The organism is Radiobacillus sp. PE A8.2 (genome assembly GCF_045635475.1).
Lineage (GTDB): Bacteria > Bacillota > Bacilli > Bacillales > Amphibacillaceae > JBJGXI01.
On the sequence record NZ_JBJGXI010000040.1, the window covers coordinates 1 to 24,623 of the forward strand.

The 24,623-nt window shown below is 36.1% G+C and carries 20 protein-coding genes and 9 tRNA genes; 28 read left to right on the top strand and 1 reads right to left on the bottom strand.

Going from position 1 to position 24,623, the window contains the following annotated elements:
* Positions 1–81: 81 nt before the first annotated feature.
* From ACI6MV_RS18435 to ACI6MV_RS18475, 9 genes are all read left to right on the top strand, one after another.
* Positions 82–156: transfer RNA gene (locus ACI6MV_RS18435), tRNA-Asn, on the top strand.
* 3 nt (positions 157–159) lie between these two features.
* Positions 160–232: transfer RNA gene (locus ACI6MV_RS18440), tRNA-Thr, on the top strand.
* A 20-nt stretch (positions 233–252) separates the two neighbouring features.
* A tRNA-Glu gene (locus tag ACI6MV_RS18445) sits at positions 253–324 on the top strand.
* Positions 325–413: 89 nt separating this feature from the next.
* Positions 414–489 (top strand) — tRNA-Val (locus ACI6MV_RS18450).
* A 3-nt stretch (positions 490–492) separates the two neighbouring features.
* Positions 493–568, top strand: a tRNA-Thr gene (locus ACI6MV_RS18455).
* A 25-nt stretch (positions 569–593) separates the two neighbouring features.
* A tRNA-Tyr gene (locus ACI6MV_RS18460) sits at positions 594–679 on the top strand.
* A 69-nt stretch (positions 680–748) separates the two neighbouring features.
* Positions 749–823 (top strand) — tRNA-Gln (locus ACI6MV_RS18465).
* Positions 824–863: 40 nt separating this feature from the next.
* Positions 864–936 (top strand) — tRNA-Lys (locus tag ACI6MV_RS18470).
* Between the two features lie 61 nt (positions 937–997).
* A tRNA-Ala gene (locus ACI6MV_RS18475) sits at positions 998–1,070 on the top strand.
* 139 nt (positions 1,071–1,209) lie between these two features.
* On the opposite strand, the gene ACI6MV_RS18480 is transcribed toward ACI6MV_RS18475, so the two are convergent.
* Positions 1,210–1,368 (bottom strand): Spo0E family sporulation regulatory protein-aspartic acid phosphatase, encoded by a 159-nt coding sequence (locus tag ACI6MV_RS18480; protein WP_407271796.1) that lies wholly within the window; start codon positions 1,366–1,368, stop codon positions 1,210–1,212.
* A 153-nt stretch (positions 1,369–1,521) separates the two neighbouring features.
* Between ACI6MV_RS18480 and sigW the strand changes: the two genes are divergently transcribed.
* From sigW to ACI6MV_RS18575, 19 genes are all read left to right on the top strand, one after another.
* Entirely contained in the window at positions 1,522–2,085 is a 564-nt protein-coding gene (gene sigW / locus ACI6MV_RS18485) for an RNA polymerase sigma factor SigW (RefSeq protein WP_407271797.1), read from the top strand.
* 16 nt (positions 2,086–2,101) lie between these two features.
* On the top strand, positions 2,102–2,713 hold the full coding sequence (locus ACI6MV_RS18490; RefSeq protein ID WP_407271798.1) for a zf-HC2 domain-containing protein: 612 nt from the start codon (positions 2,102–2,104) through the stop codon (positions 2,711–2,713).
* Between the two features lie 172 nt (positions 2,714–2,885).
* Positions 2,886–3,707, top strand: a complete 822-nt coding sequence (gene cdaA, locus ACI6MV_RS18495; RefSeq protein WP_407271799.1) for a diadenylate cyclase CdaA — start codon at positions 2,886–2,888, stop codon at positions 3,705–3,707.
* Positions 3,700–4,938 carry a CdaR family protein gene (locus ACI6MV_RS18500; RefSeq protein WP_407271800.1) on the top strand — a complete coding sequence of 413 codons (1,239 nt, stop codon included), beginning with the start codon at positions 3,700–3,702 and terminating at the stop codon, positions 4,936–4,938. Before cdaA ends, ACI6MV_RS18500 begins: the two co-directional genes overlap by 8 nt.
* Positions 4,939–5,045: 107 nt before the next feature.
* Positions 5,046–6,395, top strand: coding sequence for a phosphoglucosamine mutase (gene glmM / locus ACI6MV_RS18505; protein ID WP_407271801.1), 1,350 nt, complete (start codon positions 5,046–5,048; stop codon positions 6,393–6,395).
* 665 nt (positions 6,396–7,060) lie between these two features.
* Positions 7,061–8,863 carry a glutamine--fructose-6-phosphate transaminase (isomerizing) gene (gene glmS, locus ACI6MV_RS18510; protein ID WP_407271802.1) on the top strand — a complete coding sequence of 601 codons (1,803 nt, stop codon included), beginning with the start codon at positions 7,061–7,063 and terminating at the stop codon, positions 8,861–8,863.
* 262 nt (positions 8,864–9,125) lie between these two features.
* Positions 9,126–9,590, top strand: coding sequence for a hypothetical protein (locus ACI6MV_RS18515; RefSeq protein WP_407271803.1), 465 nt, complete (start codon positions 9,126–9,128; stop codon positions 9,588–9,590).
* 166 nt (positions 9,591–9,756) lie between these two features.
* On the top strand, positions 9,757–10,107 hold the full coding sequence (locus ACI6MV_RS18520) for a PadR family transcriptional regulator (protein ID WP_407271804.1): 351 nt from the start codon (positions 9,757–9,759) through the stop codon (positions 10,105–10,107).
* A complete protein-coding gene (locus ACI6MV_RS18525) occupies positions 10,094–10,831 on the top strand; it encodes a permease prefix domain 1-containing protein (RefSeq protein ID WP_407271805.1) in 738 nt (245 codons plus the stop codon). Before ACI6MV_RS18520 ends, ACI6MV_RS18525 begins: the two co-directional genes overlap by 14 nt.
* A complete protein-coding gene (locus ACI6MV_RS18530) occupies positions 10,832–11,263 on the top strand; it encodes a hypothetical protein (protein ID WP_407271806.1) in 432 nt (143 codons plus the stop codon).
* Between the two features lie 60 nt (positions 11,264–11,323).
* Positions 11,324–13,354, top strand: a complete 2,031-nt coding sequence (locus ACI6MV_RS18535; RefSeq protein WP_407271807.1) for an ABC transporter permease — start codon at positions 11,324–11,326, stop codon at positions 13,352–13,354.
* A complete protein-coding gene (locus ACI6MV_RS18540; protein WP_407271808.1) occupies positions 13,351–14,217 on the top strand; it encodes an ABC transporter ATP-binding protein in 867 nt (288 codons plus the stop codon). Before ACI6MV_RS18535 ends, ACI6MV_RS18540 begins: the two co-directional genes overlap by 4 nt.
* The gene (locus ACI6MV_RS18545) at positions 14,214–14,873 is read left to right on the top strand and encodes a hypothetical protein (RefSeq protein WP_407271809.1); all 660 of its coding nucleotides are present in this window, start codon (positions 14,214–14,216) and stop codon (positions 14,871–14,873) included. The genes ACI6MV_RS18540 and ACI6MV_RS18545 overlap by 4 nt, the downstream gene beginning before the upstream one ends.
* 375 nt (positions 14,874–15,248) lie before the next feature.
* Complete coding sequence (locus ACI6MV_RS18550) at positions 15,249–16,082, top strand: TnsA endonuclease N-terminal domain-containing protein (RefSeq protein ID WP_407271810.1); 834 nt, start codon at positions 15,249–15,251, stop codon at positions 16,080–16,082.
* On the top strand, positions 16,063–18,213 hold the full coding sequence (locus ACI6MV_RS18555; protein WP_407271811.1) for a Mu transposase C-terminal domain-containing protein: 2,151 nt from the start codon (positions 16,063–16,065) through the stop codon (positions 18,211–18,213). Before ACI6MV_RS18550 ends, ACI6MV_RS18555 begins: the two co-directional genes overlap by 20 nt.
* Positions 18,210–19,841 (top strand): AAA family ATPase, encoded by a 1,632-nt coding sequence (locus ACI6MV_RS18560; protein ID WP_407271812.1) that lies wholly within the window; start codon positions 18,210–18,212, stop codon positions 19,839–19,841. The genes ACI6MV_RS18555 and ACI6MV_RS18560 overlap by 4 nt, the downstream gene beginning before the upstream one ends.
* Before the next feature lie 12 nt (positions 19,842–19,853).
* Complete coding sequence (locus tag ACI6MV_RS18565) at positions 19,854–21,740, top strand: TnsD family Tn7-like transposition protein (protein ID WP_407271813.1); 1,887 nt, start codon at positions 19,854–19,856, stop codon at positions 21,738–21,740.
* A 465-nt stretch (positions 21,741–22,205) separates the two neighbouring features.
* The gene (locus ACI6MV_RS18570; protein WP_407271814.1) at positions 22,206–22,424 is read left to right on the top strand and encodes a hypothetical protein; all 219 of its coding nucleotides are present in this window, start codon (positions 22,206–22,208) and stop codon (positions 22,422–22,424) included.
* 915 nt (positions 22,425–23,339) lie between these two features.
* Entirely contained in the window at positions 23,340–24,614 is a 1,275-nt protein-coding gene (locus ACI6MV_RS18575) for a helix-turn-helix domain-containing protein (RefSeq protein WP_407271815.1), read from the top strand.
* The last annotated feature ends 9 nt before the right edge of the window (positions 24,615–24,623 follow it).

Sequence of the window (24,623 nt, forward strand, 5' to 3'; positions counted from 1 at the left end):
CGAACAATATTACAATAGAGTTAGCATAACAGTCAGCTTTGTGAAGCAAGATATATGTGTAACATTCACATTTAAATTCATTCCACAGTAGCTCAGTGGTAGAGCAATCGGCTGTTAACCGATCGGTCGTAGGTTCGAGTCCTACCTGTGGAGCCATTTGCTTCCATAGCTCAGTCGGTAGAGCGCTTCCATGGTAAGGAAGAGGTCGCCGGTTCAAGTCCGGCTGGAAGCTCTGTTAAGATTATTTTTTATGGCCCGTTGGTCAAGTGGTTAAGACACCGCCCTTTCACGGCGGTATCACGGGTTCGAATCCCGTACGGGTCACTAAAGTTTTTTCGCCAAAGCGAAAATAACTTACCAAAAAAATATTGAATTAATGAAAACAATTCTTATTTAAAAGGATTATCTTACTTGGAGGATTAGCTCAGCTGGGAGAGCACCTGCCTTACAAGCAGGGGGTCGCAGGTTCGAGCCCTGCATCCTCCACCATATGCCGGCCTAGCTCAATTGGTAGAGCAACTGACTTGTAATCAGTAGGTTGGGGGTTCAAGTCCTCTGGCCGGCACCACTTGTAACATTATTTATAGGTTGATGGAGGGATAGCGAAGTTGGCCAAACGCGGCGGACTGTAAATCCGCTCCCATCGGGTTCGTAGGTTCGAGTCCTACTCCCTCCACCATTTTATGAATAAGAAAACAAATATAGTACATGCTAAGAGTGCCGATTGTTTAGCACTGTTTTTTGTTTTTGGGCTATCGCCAAGCGGTAAGGCAACGGCTTTTGGTGCCGTCATTCCTAGGTTCGAATCCTAGTAGCCCAGCCATTTTTTTTTGCTTTAAAATAGCTTCTAAAGATCTTGATATGAGCCATTAGCTCAGCCGGTAGAGCATCTGACTTTTAATCAGAGGGTCGGAGGTTCGAATCCTCCATGGCTCACTCTAAATTATCAAATTAAAGGATAGGTTTCGGGAATAGAACCCATTTGATTCCACAATTCGGGGCCTTAGCTCAGCTGGGAGAGCGCCTGCTTTGCACGCAGGAGGTCAGCGGTTCGATCCCGCTAGGCTCCATCCATAAAAAAAGGATTTAATCGATATACTTTATCGATTAAATCCTTTTTTTATGGATGAATTATTATAGGTGTTTTTCGCCTACTCTTGCTAATAATAAACTCAGGATACAGGAATGAGTGGTGATTTATATACGGAACTACTTGTCAGCATTATCATATTGATTTAACCAATAGTCTAGTTTGGAGCTTACGGCTATAACTGCATCAGACGTTAAATCGTGGTATGTGTTGTATAAACCAACCATCTCTTTACGGCATGTTTCAATTTTTGTCAAAAGATACAGATTTCTATCCATGAAATCCTCCTAAACTGTTATAATATAATATGGTAAATATTTACCCTATTATTTTAAATATAAACATTAGAAAAGTTTTTTAAATAAATGAAACCTCAAGGTTACGTCGCTCGTATAGGTAGTGACCGCAAATGTAGCGGAGGTAATTAGCAAATGGAGACAATAATAAAAGAAAAGATCAAACAGGTAAAAAGGGGAGACCATGCGGCATTTGAAGATGTCGTTGATTTTTATCAAAACAAAGTCTTCCAGGTCAGTTTCCGGATTATTGGTAATACACATGAAGCTGAAGACATAGCACAAGAAGCATTTATCCGCGCCTTTGTAAATATACAATCGTATGATGAAAGTCGTAAATTCTCAACTTGGTTATATCGGATTACGACGAATTTAACGATTGATCGTATTCGCAAAAAGAAGCCAGACTACTTTTTAGATGCCGAAGTTCAAGGAACAGATGGTTTGGATATGTATTCGCAACTTCCAGCAGACCAAGCGTTACCTGAAGAGGAAGTAGAGAGTTTAGAAATACAAACGTATATCCAAAAAGAGATTATGGAGCTTCCAGCTAAATATCGAAGTGTCATTGCTTTAAGGTTTGTCGAAGAGTTGTCTCTCAATGAGATTAGTGAAATCTTAGATATTCCTGTAGGTACAGTTAAAACTCGTATTCACAGGGGGAGAGAAGCACTTCGAAAGAGGCTTCGTCATTTGTAAAGGAGTGTGAACAAACATGCCATGTGACACTAAAATTGTAGAATCTATGCATAATTATCTAGATGGAGATATAACAAAACAAGAAGAGCAACAATTACGTCTACATCTACAATCATGTCCATCATGTCAGCAACATTTTCATGAATTGAAAAAAACAGTAGCAATGTTAGAAAGTAATAGCCATATACAAGCACCGGTCAATTTCACAAAAAATGTGATGGCTAACTTGCCAAGAGAGAAAAAGCGAGTAAGTTATATGAGATGGTTCCGGGCTCATCCGGTTGTAATAGCTGCGGCAATCTTTTTTATTTTCATGTTTGGATCTGTACTCATGGAGTGGGATCAGGATGGACAACTAACATATTCAAAAGGCCAAGGACTTGTTATTCAGGATGATACAGTGATTGTACCAGAAGGAGTTACTGTAGAAGGTGACCTTGTAGTGAAAAATGGTGATCTAAAGATAGATGGATCCGTCGATGGAAATGTTGTTATCATTAATGGTCAGCATCTAAAGGCGTCTGCGGGAGAGATTAGCGGCGATATTAAGCAGGTCAATCAAATATTCGATTATATTTGGTATAACATAAAAGCGATAGTAAAACAGGTGTTTACTTTAGGTAATTAGAATGTCTATTCCTAACCTTTGTTGTCTTGATAGGACAACAAGGGTTTTTAGCAACTGTATTATTATTGACATAGACTCGTAATTATTGATTAAAATAGAAGTATGCTATAATAAGTAAAGTCATCTTTTAACAGATAGGAAGAGGAACTCATGAGAGCTAGGATGAATGCGCATGCTTGATGGGGGATGGAACATTTTAGGACTGTTTCGGATTGGTGTAGATATCGCCCTTGTTTGGTATGTTTTATATAAATTAATCATGTTAATTAGAGGTACGAAAGCGATTCAATTATTAAAAGGGATCTTTGTCGTGCTCGGAATTTGGTTTTTAAGTATCTTGTTTGATTTAAGAACTGTTCAGTGGATTATGCAGCAAGCAATTCTTTATGGATTTCTCGTGATCATTATCCTATTTCAGCCTGAATTAAGACGTGCACTTGAACAGTTAGGTAGAGGTAGTTTCTTTACAAGAAATGCTAAATCTGAAGAAGAACGAATCAATGTTTCAATTGAAGCGATTGTTAAATCATGCAACTATATGGCCAAGCGAAGAATTGGTGCCTTGATCACAATTGAAAGAGAAACTGCAATGGGAGACTACATTGAGACAGGTATTCCTGTACGTGGACAGTTAACAAGTGAATTATTAACAAACATCTTTATTCCTAATACGCCACTTCATGATGGGGCTGTTATTATTAAGAATGATGAAATAGTTGCGGCAGCATGTTATTTGCCACTGTCAGAGAACCCATTCATTTCTAAAGAACTGGGAACAAGACACCGTGCGGCAATGGGTATTGGTGAAGTAACAGATGCATTAACCATTATTGTATCTGAAGAGACTGGGCAAATATCTTGTACCAAAAATGGTGAGCTACATAGAGATTTGAACCAGGATCGGTTGGTCCAAATGCTACATACAGAATTGGAAGAGAAATACAAAGCCCCTGCGACAAGAAACTGGAGCTGGAGGGGGAAGAAGAATGGATAATTGGTTAAAGCGTACATGGGTTATACGAATCGTATCTTTAGTAATGGCTATTCTTTTGTATACTGCAGTAACCCTTAGTGAAAATCAATATCAATCAGAAGCCAGAGTCGATGAGAATGATTTAGGCACCTCTGATGAAGCGCAAGTAGTCGAGGATGTACTAGTTAATATAAAAATAGATGATGATAAATCTGTTAGTGGTGTACCTGATACGGTAACAGTGACGTTAGAAGGGCCTAATAGTATTGCAACGCCTGTAGCAAGACAGCGGAATTTTGACGTGTTTGTCGATTTGCAAGGCTTAGAACCTGGAACACATATGGTCGATATTTTACATTCGGGTATATCAGAAAGCTTAACAGCTTATATTGAGCCAGGACAAGTGGAGGTAACCATTGAAGAACGAGCGAGTGAATCGTTTGATGTAACGCTTGAGTATTTAAATCAGAACGAGTTACCAGCAGGATTTGAGCTAGGTGATGCTACCATTAGTCCTGCTCAAGTAGTCATAACAAGTTCTAAGAGTATCGTTGATAAAATCTCTATTGTTAAAGCATTTGTTGACCTACGGGATGCCGATGAAACAATCCGACTAAATGAAGTACCGATCAAGGTATATGATAATCAAGGTAATGAGTTAAATGTTCGTGTAGAGCCATCAACAGTGGAAATAACAGTAGATATCAATAGTCCGAATAGCTTAGTTCCAGTCGAAGCAACAACTACTGGGGAAATTCCAGAAGGTTATTATATCCTTGCGACTTCAACAAGACCAGGCGAAGTGAGAGTATATGCTTCGGAAGAGGATTTAAACAATTTGGACAAGCTAAAAACAGAGCCTATTGATTTGAGTCAGATTACAGAAACAACAACAATTGAAGTCCCTTTAACTGTTCCTGGTAATGTTCGAAAAGTAGATCAAGAACAAGTGAGTGTAACGATTGAGATTGCACAGATGGTCGAAAGAACGATTGAAAATGTACCAATTACTGTAGAAAATCTAGATGAGAATGCAGCGCTATCTTTTGTCTCACCGAACGAGGGTGTTATGAATATAACAGTTGTAGGCGCAGAAGAAATCGTAAATAACCTAGAATTAGATGACATTCAATTATCTATTAATGCAGCTGAATTACAATCGGGAGAGCATACTATTCCAATAAAGATGAATGCTCCAGACAATGTAACTATCCAGTTACCATTGGAAGATGCAGATGTGTTAATTGAATAGATCATATGTTTTCAGACATAATCAAGGAAATAAAGAAAACAGGCATCAGCCAAATGATTGGTCGATAAGCTACGTTCTTCTAAAAGCAAGAAAAGGAGATGTGCATCATGGGAAGATATTTTGGAACAGATGGTGTTAGAGGAATTGCCAATAAAGAGTTAACCCCTGAATTAGCATTTAAACTAGGGCGATATGGTGGATATATACTTACAAGAAACGCTGAGAAGCCAAAGGTGCTAATCGGTCGTGACACACGGATTTCAGGGAATATGTTAGAAGGTGCACTAGCGGCAGGTTTATTGTCCATTGGTGCTGAAGTCATGCGTTTAGGTGTTATTTCTACTCCAGGTGTTGCCTTTTTAACAAAAGCGATGAGTGCACAGGCTGGTGTGATGATTTCTGCTTCACATAATCCGGTTGAGGATAATGGGATCAAATTCTTTGGTCCAGATGGTTTTAAACTATCAGATCAACAAGAAAAAGAAATAGAAGATTTAATCGATAGTCAAACGGATGAACTTCCACGACCTGTGGGAGCAGATGTTGGCCAAATTACCGATTACTTTGAGGGTGGTCAAAAGTACATTCAATATCTAAAACAATCTGTCGATAATGAATTTGATGGACTGCATATAGCATTGGATTGTGCGAATGGCTCAACTTCATCATTGGCGCCGCATTTATTTGCCGATTTAGAAGCGGATATTTCTACGATTGGTACATCTCCGGATGGGTTAAACATTAATTCTGGTGTTGGTTCGACACATCCCGAGACACTACAAGCATTTGTTGAGGAAAAGCAAGCAGATATTGGGTTAGCATTTGATGGAGATGGTGATCGCCTGATTGCAATTGATGAGCAGGGCAAGATTATTGATGGCGACCAAATCATGTTTATTTGTGCGAAGTATTTTAACGATAAAGGATTGTTGCGTCATTCAACAGTCGTGTCTACAGTAATGAGTAACTTAGGTTTTTATAAAGCAATTGAAGCGAATGGAATGAAGAGTGATAAAACAGCCGTTGGAGATCGTTTCGTTATGGAAGAAATGCGACGAGGTGGATATAACCTTGGTGGTGAACAATCCGGCCATATTATCTTCTTAGATTACATTACAACAGGTGACGGCATGTTAACAGCCTTACAGCTAGTAAATGTGATGAAAGAAACAGGGAAGCCGTTATCAGAACTAGCTGGTGAGATGGAGAAATTCCCACAAGTGTTGAAAAATATTAAAGTAATTGATCGCCAACAAGCTTTTGTTGATCCAACCATTCAAGAAGTTATTGAAAAGGTTGAACAAGAAATGGGAGATCAAGGACGTGTGCTTGTGCGACCTTCAGGTACAGAGCCATTAATACGTGTAATGGTAGAAGCACCAACAGAAGCGGATTGTGAGCGATACGCCGATGAAGTGGTTGAAGTCATTCAAAGGAAATTAGGCGTAATAGGATAAAAATTTATGCGTGAGGAGGCACGTTAGGTGCACCTTACGCATAAATTTGTAATATAAGTTCGTGTTCAAAAAAGTGACGAATTAGCAGCAAAAAGGTCGAGGCGGTGAAAGTCCCCGCGACCACAGTGTAGGCTTTTCCGCTCGTGAGGTAAGGAAAAGTGATTTGCTTTTCCATAACCGGAAAGATGAACCAACTCTAGAGTTCGCCGCTGATCATTTGGCACCTTTTTGAACAACCTCTATAACGGGTTTTAAAAAAAGATTGCCTGTTACGATATAGTTGAGTAAAATAGAGAAAGCATTTGTGCTCAGGGGAAGATTAAAAATCCTCTAAATGGGGAAACCAAGAGTGCATAGATGCTTCATTCAAGCAGGAATAGGAGGATCGATGTTAACAAATTATATAAAAGCGCCTGAACTAATTTCCGCACGGTAGGAAGTTAGTTGACGAGGAGGAGGATTATCGAGTAAGTTCGGCGGATACCTCCCGGTTGTTCCATCTCAACTGATATGTTTTTATTTGAAAACAAAGGGGTGACTCTTTGCACAAAAATAAAGACTAGGTGGAAAAACATCGCGAGAAAGGGGCAAGTGAACGCCCCGGCTAATGAAATTGTTATGCAGGTCGTTTGTTTGCCCCTTTAATTCAAGGAGGAAACTACGATATGTGTGGAATAGTAGGATATATTGGAAATAATGATACGAAAGAAGTTTTATTGAACGGATTAGAAAAATTGGAATATCGCGGCTATGACTCAGCTGGTATTGCAACATTGAATGAGGACGGTATGCACCTATTTAAAGTTAAAGGTCGCATTGCAGCTTTACGTAATAAAGTGGATGAGAATGTGCATGCAACAATGGGGATAGGTCATACACGTTGGGCGACTCACGGCGAACCTAGTGAGGATAATGCGCACCCACATCAAAGTAATTCTGGTCAATTTACGATTGTTCACAATGGCGTAATTGAAAATTACTATGAAATTCGTGATCAGTACTTGGCAAATGTTGCGTTAAAGAGTGAAACTGATACGGAGATCATTGTTCAACTTATCGAAGTGCTGTATAACGAATGCAAAGATGTAAAAGAAGCGTTTCGTCAAACGGTAGCAAAATTAAAAGGATCTTATGCAATTGGCGTTATTGATGCTGAGAATCCAGACATGATTTATGTGGCAAAAAATAAAAGCCCACTACTAATTGGTCTTGGTGATGATTTTAACGTTATTGCTAGCGATGCTATGGCAACCTTAAAGCAAACGAATCGCTATTTGGAGATAAATGATAAAGAAATTGTTATCTTAAAGCGTGATCGTGTTGAAATTCAAACACTTGATGGTACGGTAATAGAACGTGAACCGTTTGTTGCTCAAATTGATGCAACAGATATTGAAAAGGGAACGTATCCGTACTTCATGCTCAAAGAAATTGATGAACAGCCCTTTGTTATGCGTAAGATCATTCAAGAATACCAAGATGAGCATGATGACATTAAACTTGATAGCGATGTACGCAGTGCGATGCTAGATGCAGACCGAATTTATATAATTGCGGCTGGAACTAGTTATCACGCGGGCCTTGTTGGAAAGCAGTTTATTGAGAAAATCGCCAACATTCCTGTAGAAGTGCATATTGCAAGTGAGTTTTCTTATAACATGCCACTTTTATCAAAGAGTCCATTGTTTGTATTCATCTCTCAAAGTGGAGAAACTGCAGACAGCCGTTCAGTATTAGTGAAAATTAAAGAATTAGGACACCCGGCGTTGACGATTACTAACGTACCAGGGTCCACCCTTTCTCGAGAAGCGGATTACACGTTACACTTACATGCAGGACCAGAGATTGCTGTTGCTTCTACAAAGGCTTACACAGCTCAAATCGCGGTGCTTGCTATTCTAGCTGTTGATACAGCAAAAGCGAAAGGACTCAAGTTTGACTTTGATCCACTACGCGAGCTAGCGATCGTCGCTAGTGCAATGGAATCGCTAACCGATCAAAAGGAAAAATTCGAATCGATCGCTAAAGATTATTTTGAAACAACAAGAAATGCGTTCTTCATCGGTAGAAGTGGCGACTATAACGTCGTACAGGAAGCGGCCTTGAAGCTAAAAGAGATTTCTTATATTCAAGCAGAAGGCTTCGCTGGCGGGGAATTAAAGCACGGAACGATTGCTCTAATCGAACAGGATACACCTGTTGTAGCACTTGTAACGCAAGCGAACATCAACTATTCTATTCGCGGTAACGTACAAGAAGTAGCAGCGCGTGGTGCAAAAACATGTATTATAAGCATGGAAGGTCTAGAGCAAGAAGACGATTCATTCGTATTACCACATGTTCATGAGCTATTAACACCACTAGTATCGGTAGTACCAATGCAATTGCTCGCTTATTACGCTGCACTACATCGTGATTGTGATGTAGATAAACCACGTAACCTGGCTAAGAGTGTTACGGTGGAGTAGTTGAGGGAAGTTATTTACAAAAAAATGTATCTCGACGTTAAAGTTCTTTCTTTTACGAGAAAGTTCTTTCCTTTACCAAAAGGATCTTTCCTTAACGTAAAAGATCTTTCCTAACTACTGTGTAATAACTCAAAATAAAAAAGTACGTTATTCCGTTATGGAGTAACGTACTTTTTGTCTTTATTTGTTGAACGAAAATTAAAGGTATTAAGCGCTCCGATATGGAATTTTTTATTATTAGCCATATTGGGAGGAAGCGGTTTTGTATTTGGAAAAACTTCGTTCAGCACTCGGTCATTTGAGTGAGAAGGAAATAAATGATGTCGCAAAGATTGCAAGAGACAACTTATATAAACAAGGCTTAATTGGAGATTCTGTTCGGATAGCCCACGTTACCACTTACTTAAAAAATTTTATTGAAGAAAACAAAACTAGCGGTAAGTATTTAGAAGCATATTTTGAGGCATTGGAGCAATGGGAACCTGGTTTTGTAAATAAGGTTTTCTTTGGTGAGAAGGTTAGAAGTAGTCGAACATGGAGGAATGTGTTGATCAAAATTACAAATGATATATCTTCTGGAGAGTTAGAGAAGCATAAAGAGAATGACATCATTATTAAAGAATTAAAGGCTTTATTTGTAACAATAGTTGAATCTTGTATCACGGATGATGAAGAGGAGACGATTCAAACATTAAGAACATTAAACAGGGTGTTAAAGAAACATTAAATTTTACATGATAACATGAACTGTATTTTTTATAGGGATACAGTTTTTTGTTAGACCGTAATATTGCGAATTTCTGGTAGGAAAGATGTAACAATATTTTTTTGAATGAATACCTTGCATTATATAGTAATATATATATAATGGATAATATAGGTGGTGATATTCATTGGAGATAAATAAAGAAGTATTAAAAGGTCATATCGATACATTAATACTATCTCTTTTACATAGCAGAGATATGTATGGCTATGAGTTAGCGAAATACGTTCGCGATAAAAGCGATAATCAATTTGAATTAAAAGAAGGCACTCTTTATCTATCCTTGAAACGATTGGAGAAGAATAAGTGGATTGAATCGTATTGGGGAGATGAGCAAGGTCCAGGTGGAAGAAGAAAGTATTACAAGTTAACATCAGTAGGTGATGAAGGTTATGAACAAAAAATAAAGGAATGGCAATTCGTTAAAAATATGATCGATAGCTTTTTGGAAGGGGGAGAACAAAATGAAGAAAATTGACAAGTATATTGATTCCGTCTATCAAGATTTCGATGGAATGGAAGAGGAAATAAAAGAGTTAAAAGAAGAAATGCGGTCTCATCTGTTGGAACTTGTTGAGGAGTTAAAAGCTGAAGGTAAATCTGAAAAAGAGGCTGTCCAAATAGCGTTAGATTTATTCGGGAATCAAACAGAACTCTCGAATGGATTAATGGAATTTTTCGAAGGGCAACAGCTTTTTGCGAAAAAACTGTTACGTTTTTCAATCAGTGTATTTATTATCGGGTTAATTGCTCTTTCATGGGTTGCAATAACCTCTCCCGATGCAAATAAGGAACGAATCGAACTTTCTGATCGGATTACCAAACAAATCAATGATGATGCTGAATTATCGGCGGAAGAAAAAGACCAAATAAAAAAACAAATAAGCTCCTTTAATGGTAAATCGGAGATTATTCACCTTTCCATTTATTACTCCGAAGAAGGTATAGAAGAAGCCTTTCCAGCTAACGTACAAGACGCTGAATATGTTTATTTAGGAATGGAACCTGCAAGTTCAGAAGAAGTAGTTACTAAAGGTTATCCATTAAACGATACATGGTTTGTTCAAATGCAACAAAATGAAAAGAAAAGCTATTGGCAATATTTAATCCCTTTTACTTTATTCATTGTATTTGGGGTACTCATAACTATTTGGCTATTGCTTAATTCTTATATAAAAAAGTACATCAAGGAGGTTTTATAGATGATTAAAAAAATTATAATTGCTTTATTATCAACGATCTTATTTAGTTTCTTAATGGCATATTTAAATCATGTTCCAATGTCTGAGCGTGAACCAAATGTTTATTATAATCCTTTGTGGTCAACAGCATTACTTTTTGCCATGTATTCTCTACCTGTATATTTAATAGGTGGAATTTTAAGTTCCTATTTAATTGATAAACTTGTCGGACAAAAAACGTTTGATTCCAAATGGAAACGTTATTTAACGAAACTTGTTATATATGGTGTTTTGGGGATCGTAGTAGCTTTTATCTTTTTAATGATTCTTACGATCGCCGAAAGCGAAACATATTTGATTGCTGGTAGTTTGTTGAATTTTATGACTTTGGGGCTCGTTGCGTCTTTAATCTTCTACCATGTTTCGCTTATCTTTCGTAAAAAACGTAAGTAAACTATGAGGAAAGTAAGGATTATTAAAAAACTTGTAATAACGGTTAAAGGGGTGCAAAAAATGAGTTTATTTTTGAGTTTGTTTATTTTTTATTTGAAACAAATGTTAAAAAGCTTCCTGTATGTAGGCACTATGGTATTTATGATTGTTATGCTTATTGCTAGGTTTTTTATCCATTTGAATGAACAATTTGACTACATGTGGTATGGAGTGTTTGTCGGAGAGATGACACTAATCGTTCAGGGTGTCATGTTACTATTTATGGTATTCTTCTATAAGTTGTTTTCCGATGAATTTAAATTTGGAGTGAATAATTTATTTGTTGGATCTTTTAAAATTACACTAATAAAAATTGCCTCTTTACTTTGTAACCATCTCTTGTTTTTGGTTCTGTTTATTGGCACCCAGATTGGTCTTATCTTTATTTATTTTTATTTTTCAGGTATCCCAATTTCACCTTTTTATGCCCTAACCATTTCATTTATCGTAGTTTATTGGTTCTTACCATTTGTTTTAGCTTTTTTCTTAGGAATTATAACAGCACTTATATTCGGCAAGAAAAAAGTTAGCCTGGTTGTTATGATAATAGTTTGGTTAGTAATCGGACCTATTAACCAAGAACTATTTGCGGATTATTTTGAAAGTGTTTCTTTTTCAGATGTAGGCAGTTTGTTTTATATCGGGACATCGAGCATCTCAACTATGTACAGTGGTTTAGTTGGTTATGAGGTTTCACTATCCAAGTATATGAAGATTATTTTCTGGATTCTTGTGGCTATTAGTATTCTATTCATTGTACTTTTGAAAACTACTCGTACTGGAAGAGAGAAGGCAACCTTAATTATCACAAGTATCGTGATTCTTGCAGGTAACATTTTTACCTTTCCAGAAATATTTGAAGGTGGAAAGCTTGTGTTTGATAATGCGACTTATAAAAATGAAATGAACTATTATAAAGAACAGCAACTAGAAATCCCTACAAATCAATTACAGTATTCAATCGAAGAATATAACATTAAACTAGAAGCAATAAATAACGTTAACGCTGAAACAACGGTTTCACTAACTAATATTAATAGTAAATCCTTAGCGTTTGCAATGTATCGTTTTTTCGATGTAACTAAGGTAGTTAACCAAGAAGGTAAAAGATTACCTTACTCTCAACAAGGTGATTTTGTTATTGTGGAAAGAGAAACAGGAGAAACATCAGATGAAATCACCTTTTTCTACACGTTAAATGATTCAGCGATTCTTCCAGTAAATAACGATTATTTGTATTTACCAAATTATTTTAGCTGGATTCCGAAAAAAGCAAACCATCCACCATTCGACACATTTAAGTTCCAAGGAATTGCAGATGAGCTTATTGTATCTTCTTTTCAAACAGAGAAATCCATTAAATATCAATTATCTTTTAATGGGAATTTACCAATCTATACAAATTTATCTTCCAATGGTGATGGAATGTATGAGGGGGAAGTTTCAGGAGGAATATCTGTCGTTGGTGGGATGCTCACGAAAGAGCAATTTGGTGATCGTAAAGTTATTTACCCAAACTCATGGTCCGATATTTCAGAGGATTGGGTTGTGTATGAGAAAGCTTTAATTGAGGTTCATAAGGAAGTAATCGAAATGTTCCAACTTGAAGAGATAAAACTACCCGAAGAAATAGTCCTTGTTGCTCCCCATAATTCAAAATTCAATGCTTTTATAAGTAGCGACCATCTACTTATTCAACATAATACATTGATGAATATTAGTTCAGCGACCGATGATATTCCAAAACTGTATTTACCTGCATTACTTTGGAATTATGATAACAGATCCTTTTCAAAATATGAGCAAATCGATGCTTTTAACAGAATCGCAGCTTGGTATATTCAAAGTCAACTTGGGCTAGGTTATCAATCCAGTTATGGTCCATTATGGCAACAATTTGTTCCTGAATCATTTTATGGAAAATTTATCGAATTGCCTGATGATCAGCAGGAGGAATTTTTAGTTTTATGGTATGAAGAAATGCACAACGTGGCTGATAAATGGTCTAAAACTATTAATTTGCTAGAGGGTTTTAAGGGGGAAATGGAATGATTAGAATAACGGGAGTAAGTAAAAAAATTAAAAAGCACGATGTATTATCAAATATTTCATTAAACATTGAAGGCATCTATGGTTTGGTAGGACCTAATGGTGCTGGTAAAACAACATTAATGAAAATATTATCAAGCTTAATTTCTATGAATAGCGGAAAGGTTGAAATTGATGGAGAAGATTATACAAAGGGAAAGTATGTAAAACAAAATAAACTTATAGGATACTTGCCACAAGATTTTATGATTTACCCAAATATTACAGTGGAAGAAGCCCTAGACCATATCGCTATTTTGCAAGGAATAATGGATAAACTTAAACGCAAGTCAACGATTCATAAAGTTATCAAAGAAGTAAACCTAAGAGGACATGAAAATAAGAAAATGATAGAGCTATCAGGAGGAATGAGGAAAAGGGTGGGGATAGCACAACTATTAATGGGTGACCCGAAAATACTAATTTTTGATGAACCGACAGCGGGTCTTGATATTGAAGAGCGAATAAGATTTCGTAATTTGTTAAGAAATCTTGGTTCCGAAAGAACTGTTATTATCTCATCCCACATTGTTGAAGATATTGAGTTTTTAAGTACAAAGATAGGTGTCTTAAAAAATGGAAAGGTTGTATTTGAAGGTTCACCAAATGAGCTTAAAGCTCATGCTAAGGGTTATGTTTGGGAATGCCATGTGACACAAGATAATTTAGGTTCTATCATGAGCGAAAAAGAAGTTGTACAAATAATGGAGGAGGAAGAAGACATAAGTGTTCGTTTTTTTTCCGTTGAAGGAGATGCAAAAGCGAAACAGGTATCTCCAAGGTTAGTTGATGGTTATTTATCTGTTGTCAGGGATGTGAAAAGATGAAGAACTATATTGAAAGCATCTATGCAATCTTTCTTTTTGATCGAAAGGCAATGGGGTTAACGTTTTTTATACCATCCGTAATGTTTTTGTTTGCTCTCTTTCTCATCCTTTTTGTGCCAAGAGAAATATCAGGAATTTATAATAACATCATTGTAATACAGGGTGTTTTCATTCCATTTTCTTGCTGGTGCCTAATGTATCGATTAAGTGAAATGTATGAAGAAGGTGCTCAAGAGACATTGGTTCCTTATTACTCTAAACGATTCATCATTGATTTTGGACGGTACTTTATAGTTAATATATTAGGTGTTTTTCTTCTAAGTCTTGTATTTGTATTAAAGTATGGAATTTCGTCATTATTGCTTCTAAATGTTATTCATTTCTTTTTATTGGTGTTATTTTATATGCTTTTTGGAACAACGCTTATCATTCTGTTAAAAAATATTGAGATATCACTAACAATTATTATAATTTACACTGTACTAGAAGTTGTGACGTTAGGTAAATATATGCCATGGGTGCACATATTTCTATTCGAACCACCGATTTGGAATCCATTTTTAACATCTAAATTAATTATATTGTCAATAACAGTTGTTGTGTTGATGTTTACTACTATCATCTTTATTAAAAGAGCGGATAGAAAGCCACAATAGCAAAGTTAAAAAGAAAAATTAAAAAGATAGGCAGTTATAAAATATTAGACTTGGGGATTTCCCAAGTCTTTTTTCTGTATTTGATAAAATCAATATCAATTAAATTGTTGTATATGTATAACAAATTTTGGCAATAATGATAATAATGTTATGTATGTATAACATCAATGGTGATTAAATTTTTAATAAAAATAAATAAAATTAAAAAATTAAAAGGTTTAAAAAGGACAAAAATATTTTTTTATCTAAATTTTAAATTTGAAAAATGAAAGAAATATATTTTCTGTATTTTTAGCAGTGGTGCTTATTGCTAGTGAAATATAATGCTTAACTCCATATGCTTATAATGTCTAAACTTGAAAAGGATGTGAGTAAATGCCAAAGCGAAAATTAGAGTGGACAGAAAAGAAGATTGCTAAATATATAAAAGAAGGTAGAGGAAGTGGAGAGTTTTCGTCCTACCATCCGTGGTTGACCATTCAAGATGTTCGTTCGGATGGAAGGTCTCACCGAATTAAAGGAAACAAAACAAATCGTGTCCATCATTTCTTTTCAGATTTGGAGAGAAACTATTTTTATTTATTGGAATGGGCGGATGATGTGATTGATATTCGTGAGCAATTTCCATTGGAACGAGAAGAGACTTATGCCATTGCGGAAGAAAAAGGAATCAAACATCCTGTTGATCCAAAAACAGGAACACCTATTGTTCTCACGACAGACTTCATGGTTACAAGGAAAATTGACGGCAACATTGAGTACGTTGCAAGAACAGTTAAACCTAACCAATTGTTAAATGATGAAAGAACGATTGAAAAGTTCGAGATTGAACGTGAGTATTGGGAGCGAAAGGGAATTGATTGGGGAATTGTGACCGAGAAGGAGATGCCGATTGAATTTATCAAGAACATCATGTGGGTTCACAGTGCAAGTACCCTAGAAAACGAAGAGGAAGAATATCTCGTTGATGTGATGCTTGAACTGTTAAGAACCCATGATCAATCAACCAGTATGGCTGAATTTGCAAAGGTTTTTGAAGAAGAATACCATCTCAACAAGGGCATGGCATTATACTTCTTTAAACATCTCTTTAGTAAAAAAGTGCTCTCGTTTGATATGTATCATAAATTCAATCTTCAAAAACCATTAAGTGAGTTCTCATTGAGGGAAAGGGGTGTCGTAACAGAACATGATATTGCTGTCGGTTAACGATGTTTTAAAGGCAGTAGATTCGGGTCTAACGTACCGCATTTTATGGATTGATGAAGGGGGAATCATAGCTTACCTCATAGATGTCCATGATGAAAAAGCTATTCCCTTTGTCCAATCTACTAATGAGATTAGGCAACAAATTGTTTCGGATGAACTCGTCAAAGTCAAAGATTTTGACGGGCATCCAGCTATTAATGTGTCGATTACTGAAAAACAGAAAAAGCACCGAGATGATGCTTGGGATGCCATTAGATCCGTGGTAGAACTAGAGCCTTATCTCTACCAAAGAGACAAAAGGGGAGAAATTGTTAAAAAACTAGTCAAGAAAACAGGCATTAGTAGAATCTCATTATACAAATATTTAAGGCGTTATTGGCAAAGAGGGAAAACAATTGATGCTTTAACACCAGATTATGGACGTTCAGGTGCTAAAGGAAAGGATAGAGAAATAGGTGAAATAATTGAAACAGAGTCTGGAGAGTTTAGCCTTCATGAACAGGACAAGAAAAACATCAGAGATGCAATTTATCGATACTATTTGTCTTCCAAAAAGAACTCTCTAGCTCATGCTTATCGAATGATGGTTAAAGAGAATTACTCATCTGATAGTTATTATGAAGATGGTGCTCTAAAAATCATCTTAAAAAATGAAGAAGAAGTTCCAACAGAAAGAATGTTTCGATATTGGTTTGCCAAAGATTTCGGTGTTGAAGAGACGATTATCAAGAGACAGGGTAAAAAAGATTTTGAACGTAATCATCGTGCTGTTTTAGGTTCTTCGACATATGAAGTCTTTGGACCAGGTTCTCGGTTTCAAATTGATGCTACGATTGGCGATGTCTATCTAGTTTCTAGTTATAATCCAGATTGGATTATTGGGAGACCTATTATTTATTTTGTAATTGATGTTTTTAGCCGAATGATTACAGGTATGTATATCGGTCTTGAAGGTCCTTCTTGGATTGGTGCGATGATGGCGTTAGAAAACACTGTGGCTAACAAAGTGGAGTATTGTAAGAAATTCGGGATTACCATTTCGGAAAGCCAATGGGCATGTGAGCATCTTCCTGAAATCATATTGGCAGATAACGGCGAATTTGAAGGATATAAAGTTGAACCGCTCATCAACGGACTAAATGTTAAAGTAGAAAACCATCCTGCTTTTCGCCCTGATTGGAAAGGAATCGTTGAAAAGATGTTTGATACGTCTCAAAGCCAAATCAAGCCTTTTTTACCAGGACACATTGATAAAGATTTTAGAGAACGTGGGGCAGAGGATTATCGCCTTAAGGCAAAATTGACACTTGAACAATATACCAAGATTATGATCCAATTCGTGCTTCATTATAATAACAATCATTATATGGAAGGTTATGTTCGGGAAGAGGAAATGATTGAAGCAGGTGTCAAACCCACACCAAAGGAACTTTGGAATTGGGGTTTAATCAATCGCGCTGGAAAATTAAAAACTGCACCAACTAATACCATTCGCTTTTACCTTATGCCGACAGGTGATGCTAGAGTAACAAATCGAGGTATCAAATTTCAAGGTATGCTATATAGTTGTGAAACAGCGGTCAAAGAATCGTGGTTTACGCTTGCAAAACCAAATCAAAAAGGGAGCTGGGGGGTAAAAGTTTCGTATGATGCACGCAATGTATCTAAGATTTACCTCCACGATAACGAGAAGATTTACGAAACATGCTATCTTCTTGACCATCAAGAAAGGTATCAAAATAAATCACTTGATGAAGTTAAGGATCTACTAAAACGCGAACGACAGGATAATAAGAAACAAAAACACACGAGTTTAGAGAACAATGTCAATTTTATAAGTTCGATTGAACAAATAGCAAAGGAAGCCATAAAAGAGGCGAATGCCAAACAAACACCGCTGAAAGAAATCAGCAAGAGACAAAAGACAGGTGACATTCGAAAGAATCGTTTAGCAGAAAAAGAAGTTAATCGTAAAAAAGAAGTCTTCGATTTGGATGCTGCTTTAGAAGAATCAAACGATCAAGAAACTGTGGTTGTCCCATTTGAAGAACCCAAATCAGAAACGAAGGAAGATTATGAATTACCGTCAGTTCGTGACATGTTTAGAAAACGAAAGGAAGCGAATAAATGAGCGAAACACAACTTTATCAAACTGTCCCGTTGCAAAGTGGTAAATTAGCTCAGATTGCTCACTACACAGAACAAGAAATAGATATGTATCGTGGCAATCCTTTAATTGAATGTTTACCGCCAATTTTATCTCAAGAAGAAGCATTTGATCAATTAAGCTATGAGCCTAATTATGATCCAAAGGAGCGGGAACTCTCTTCTCACTTTCGCTATCATGGGCTTATGGGAATGACGCGGTTCTTTCAACCAGTCAGGCAGCATTTAGATTTGCAAGACCGTTTTTCTCGATTCATCCGTCATGGTTATACAGGGAGAAATCCCCTTGCCAAAAACCATACCGAAGTGTTAAACGAATTCCACAAAGGGCTACTAGAAGGAAAGGCAATTAAGGATATCCCTGATATTCGATCATTTGCTTCCAGTTTTACACTCATGGGCTATTCAGGAATAGGAAAAACAACAGCAATTGAACGAATTTTGTCCCTTTATCCACAAATGATTGTGCATAAAGATCCTATGAATGTGATTCAAATTGTGTGGCTTAAGTTAAATTGCCCACACGATGGGTCTTTAAAATCGCTTTGCATGGATTTCTTTTCGAAGATTGACAACCTAATTGGAACGAATTATTTCGAAAAATACGGTAAACCCAGAAATTCAATCAGTTCCATGATCACGCGAATGGGACAAATATCACGATTACACTGTATAGGTGCCTTAATTATTGATGAAATTCAGCATTTGTTGACCTCAAAAGATAACGGATCAGAGAAAATGATGAATTTCTTTGTCACTTTGGTTAATGAAATCGGAATACCTGTTATGATGATTGGTACGATGAAAGCACGAACTGTTTTACAACGAGATTTTAGACAAGCCAGACGTGGCAGTGGTCAAGGGGATATGGTTTGGCAACAGATGGAGAGAAATGATGATTGGGATATCTTGATTGAATCCATGTGGGAGTATCAATGGACAAATAATTTCACTGAATTAACATCAGAAATAAACGATACCCTTTATGAAGAAAGTCAAGGAATTGTAGATATTGCGGTGAAGCTGTTTGTGCTCTCCCAGGGAAGAGCCATAAGGACAAGTCAAGAGAAAATAACACCAGCTTTAATTCGTAAAGTTGCTAAAGAAGAATTGCGTTTGGTTCAACCGATGTTAAGGGCGTTAAAATCTGGTTTAATTTCCGAAATTGAAAAATATGAAGATATCATTCCGATGGATGTTGAGGATTACTTGAAAGAACAAATGCCACAAATTGATTTAAAAGCCAAAATTCAAGCCAAAAAAGAAGCTCATGAAGAAAGGCGTCAAGAAAAGGAACTCTCCATTATTGAACACGTTGTTAGTTCTTTAATTTCTTTAGACTACGATCCTGTAAAAGCCGAGAAGACCGTTATGAAGGTTTTAAAAGAACTTAAGAATCCGACTAAACAAGAAGTTGTCAAAAGAGCAATGGAATTGTTAGATGAAAAACCAAAAAAGAAAGTGTCCAAGAATAAATCAACAAACAAACTTCAAAAGTTGGTTGAAAAGGGTAAGAAAAAGCGTTTTTCGGCTTATGATTCGCTTTATCATGATGGTTATATTAAAAATCCAATGAAAGAGTTGGCGGTGTAAGGGGGTGAAAGTATGCTCGGATTTTTTCCAAGTATTCGCGAAAATGAACTAATGTACAGTGTCTTTGCAAGGTATCACGTTCAGTCAGGAAACACTGTTATCAAAGATACAGTAAATGACTTATTTGGTACAAAATCAGCTTATGCTACGGCTGACTTTCCAACTTATTTGGGACATCTTTACGAAAAAATCAAACACTTCGATGGTCCCAAAGTGGATACTTGGATCAACAAACATTCATTGTATAATTACTACACCAATTTTTTACCCCGTAAACAACGTGAAAATATTTATCATGCTATGGTCAATGATACACGTCAAACGACGATTCAAACAAAGATAGGAATGACAACAAGCAATGTCAAACCGTTTTCCTATTTTCGTTTTTGTCCTAAATGTTTAGAACAGGATCTAGAAGCATATGGAGAGACCTACTGGCGTATGATTCATCAACTACCGAGTGTCTTTATCTGTTTAGAACATGATGAATCCATTGTTGAAAGTAAGGTTCTCATTAGGGAGAAGAATAAGCACGAATACATCAAGGCTACACCTGAAAATTGTGGGACAAACCATCAAACATTAAAAGCAAATGATAAAACAAGAAGGTGGTTAGGGGTTATCGCAGAAGAAAGCCAAAAGCTTGCAACAACTTCATATAATTATAACTTAGCTGAACTTGAATCGAAGTATCATGCCATACTTCAATCAAAAGGGTATAAAACGGTGAAAGGTCAAACGGATCATAAGAAACTTAGCAATGATTTTATCCATCTTTTTGGTGAAGAACTGTTAGAAATCCTTCAGTCAAGCGTTGATTATGATAACCCACATTGTTGGCTTAAAAATATCGTAAGAAAACACAAAAAAGGTTTTCATCCTATACGGCATCTGTTAATGATTTTGTTTTTAAATGAAACGTTGGATACCATTTTAGAGGATTCTAAAAACATGTATCATCCGTTTGGAAAAGGACCTTATTTATGTTTAAACAAGGCAAGTAATCATTATGGAAAGCCTGTTATAAGAGAAGTGAAAATCACCAGAGACGGTAAGCCTAAATTGCCTGTTGGAACTTTTGAATGCAGTTGTGGTTTTATTTATTCAAGAAGAGGACCTGACACTAAAGAAAGTGACAAATTTAAAAGAGGGAGAATCAAGGCTTTTGGTTCTGTATTCCAGAAGAAACTTGAAGAATATGTACACAAGGATAAAAAGTCCTATCGAGAAACAGCACGTCTTTTAGGTGTAGATACCAATACGGTAATTAAGTATGCGGAATCAAAGCCAGAACCTTTACCAATTAAAAACTTTAATGAAGAATTAGAAAGAGAACTGGGGTATAAACAAAGGTGGATTGCTTTGGGGGAAGAAAACCCTGAGTTATCCAAGACAGAGTTAAGAAAATTGGATAACGCCGCCTACACGTTTTTATATCGACATGATAAAGAATGGTTGAATGAAAACTCACCAGATAAGAAAAAGGGTGTTTATATTAATGAAAGAGTCGATTGGGATGAGCGGGATCGTAAAATTAAAAAAGAACTCGAACGTGCGGTTGAAGCGCTGTTAAATGAAAAAAAGCCTGTTCGATTAACGGTCTCCATATTAGGCAAAGCTATTCAACAATTACCACTTCTTGAGAAAAAAATTAACAAAATGCCACTTACCAAAGCCTATCTTGAAGAGGTAACCGAGAGTGTGGATGAATATCAAATTAGACGGATTCATTGGGCGGCAAAAGAATTAGACAACGAAAATGAAGAAATAAAAGAATGGAAAATCATGCGTAAGGCAGCTCTCAAACCTGATATTTCGAATGTTGTTCGGCAAGAAGTTGAACAAGCTGTAATCGGTTATAGTTTTAATAATAAAATGGATGTTTTGTTGGATCGCTAAATTTAACCTAAAAAAGTGGTATAATTATTTTTATTTAGAATTTACTTTTGAAAATGGGAGAGGACAAGGTTGGGCGATCTTAGGAGTAATAGTTCAAAAAAAGAAGAGGTAAAAGATAAAACTAAAGCCTTATTCAGCGAATTATTGGATTGTGAAGAAGACTATGCGATCGAGCTAATAGACTGGTTTCTAGAGAAGACCAAGACAAATAAAAAACACAATCGTGAACTTGATATAAGGTGAGAATTAAAGTCTTTAAAACAAAAACCTAATATAGATTCAAAAAACAAGGTTAAAGTATTAAAGAAAAAATTAAAAAAATTACTACCAGACAATTATCCTAACGATTTAAAAAAGGGCGATATCGTTCATGTAAACTTCGGAAAAGGATTCGGTGCTGAAATATCTGATGGTCATTACGGTATTATTTTAGCTAGAAAAGGGAGTAATTTTTTAGTCGCTCCATTGACAAAAGTACGTCAGCCTGATGGAGATAACACTGTGTCGTTAAAAAATCTTGGTTTACCTGGAGGCGTTGAAAAGGGCTATATAAATTTTGGGCAATTTAAATTTGTTCATTATCGACGAATAGAAAATATAATAGGAACAACAGAAAGAAAAAATGTTTCTGATAAAGTTCCTGAGATATTGAAGAAATTTAATAACATTATTGAAAAAGAATGATGAACCTGTTATTGACTTTTAACTTGGATATGTTATAATAAATTTAAATTCAATTAGTTTAAGGGTCATTCGGGGAATGCCGTTTGATGCTAAAAAATTTCAATCAGAAAAACCCTGCGGAATGGCGGGGTTTCTTCGTTTTCTAAGATATTAATTAAGGAATAAATTTAGTTTTATTGAATAAGATATAAGTGATAGAAAAAAATTCAATTTTGTCTTGAATGGGGAATGCCGTTCAAGACAGATCAACTTTCAATTTTTGGGGTCTTGCGGAATGGCGAGACCCTTATTATTTTCATTTCATTAGGAAAGATCTTTTACGTCAGTTAGTCAGAAAATTCATTCAAATGTAACGGGAATTAGGAAAGAACTTTAACGTAAATTCTTTTGAAATTTAAACGGAATAATGCAGGTTTGAAGATCCAAAAAGAAAGAACTATTGCGTAACTTAACAAAAAAGCACGTTATCCTTGTAATGAGGGAGAGCGTGCTTTTTTCTATATCACTGTCACTTTCTTCTTTTCCATGCTAAAAGTTGGTATCAGAAGCAGGCGAGCGAGATAAATTCATTTTGATTAAATTAGACGTCAATACGATTCCAGGCTGTATTCAATCCGGGTTAAGTCATTTATGTATGTTATTTGTACTTTTTTAGTATGATATTTCGTCTGTTATTTTAGATTTTTCTACGATATCGGAACTACTTAGCCTGAGATCACTGCTGAAGTGGAGAGGCTTTACCCGCTCCGTAATTACAGACATTGAAAGGTAACACCTCTGACAAGCGATCAATATAATGGCTTTTTCTATTTGTGTAAGTCCGGTGATAATTGATAGATAATCCATAATGATTCTCGCGAAATACACAATAAAGGATGCGAAAAATTTGTTAAAATGAATGAAGAGGTGACGACAATGACAGAAAATGCAAGAAAGAACTGGGGGCGACTGATAAAATATCATCGTAAGCAACAAGGTTTAAAACAAGATGATATAGCTGTTGGTATTTGTACACCTTCTTATTTAAGTCGTATTGAAAATGGTGTCGTGGTTGCCGAACAAAATGTATATGAAATGCTGTTGGCACGATTAGGAATTGACTTGGAGAGTGAGGTAGCAAATTTAGAGTTGAAACATTCTCTTCTAGAAAAAATTTACGCAAAATTATTATCGAATGAAACTCTAACACAAAACGAATTAGCAAGGTTGGAGTCTTACCAAACGGAGGCTTTTCAACAAGAAGTTGATGTGCTAGCTGGTTTGGTCTATAGTCGGTATTTGTCATCCATCGATTCGTTAACTGCAGCTAGAGAGCTATTAATGAAAATTGAACCTTTCATCACTTGGCATCAAGATAGGGTAACCCAAATGTATATTGGGATTACAACGTATGTCCATATATCTTTTTTGGATTTCGAGGAGATTATTTTAAGAGAAGAACAACTGCATGTCAGCAATTACATGAATACTACCAGTCGATTTGAGCAAGCGAATTATCTTTATCATTTAGCTTTCGCACACCATCGCTATTATTCATTCCAGCAAGCTTTATATTACATCAATCTTGCGACAGAAGCGTTTACACATCATTACAAACCTTTATTTCAGTTGAAACTTTACTCTATGAAGGGGGTCATTCTGAATGCTTTACATAGATTTAAAGAAGCATTGTTGGAATTTGAAGCAGGTCTAGAGTTATTGAGAAATGTTTCAGCTATACAAACGCCAAGGCAATGGAGTTCTCTCTATAACAACCTTGCCTATTGCTATGAATGTCAGGGTTTATTAAAGGAAGCGATGTCATATTACGAGCAAGCAAATAGCTTTGAGGAAGATTTGCATATTGTTATTAATTGGATGCGGGCTACATATCAACAGGATGATGAAGAAACGCTGCTTAAGCTATTCACCAACTATCCAAGGGAACGATTTATAGTACTTCATCATCAGTATCAAAGAGATTTGTTGAAATATGCAAGTGATCGAGAGTACACACTAAATAAGTTAAAAGACATAGAAGAACTAGTTTTCCCTTATTTCTCAGAGCAAGAATATTATTCATTAACACTGTACTATGCACCGTTATGGGCAGTATTTTATGAAGAAATCCATGCCTATAAGCGAGCAAACATTTGCTTCAAACACGCATTTATCGCAAGTGAAAAAGTGCGTCAGCGTATGAGTAGCTAAGATAGGAAA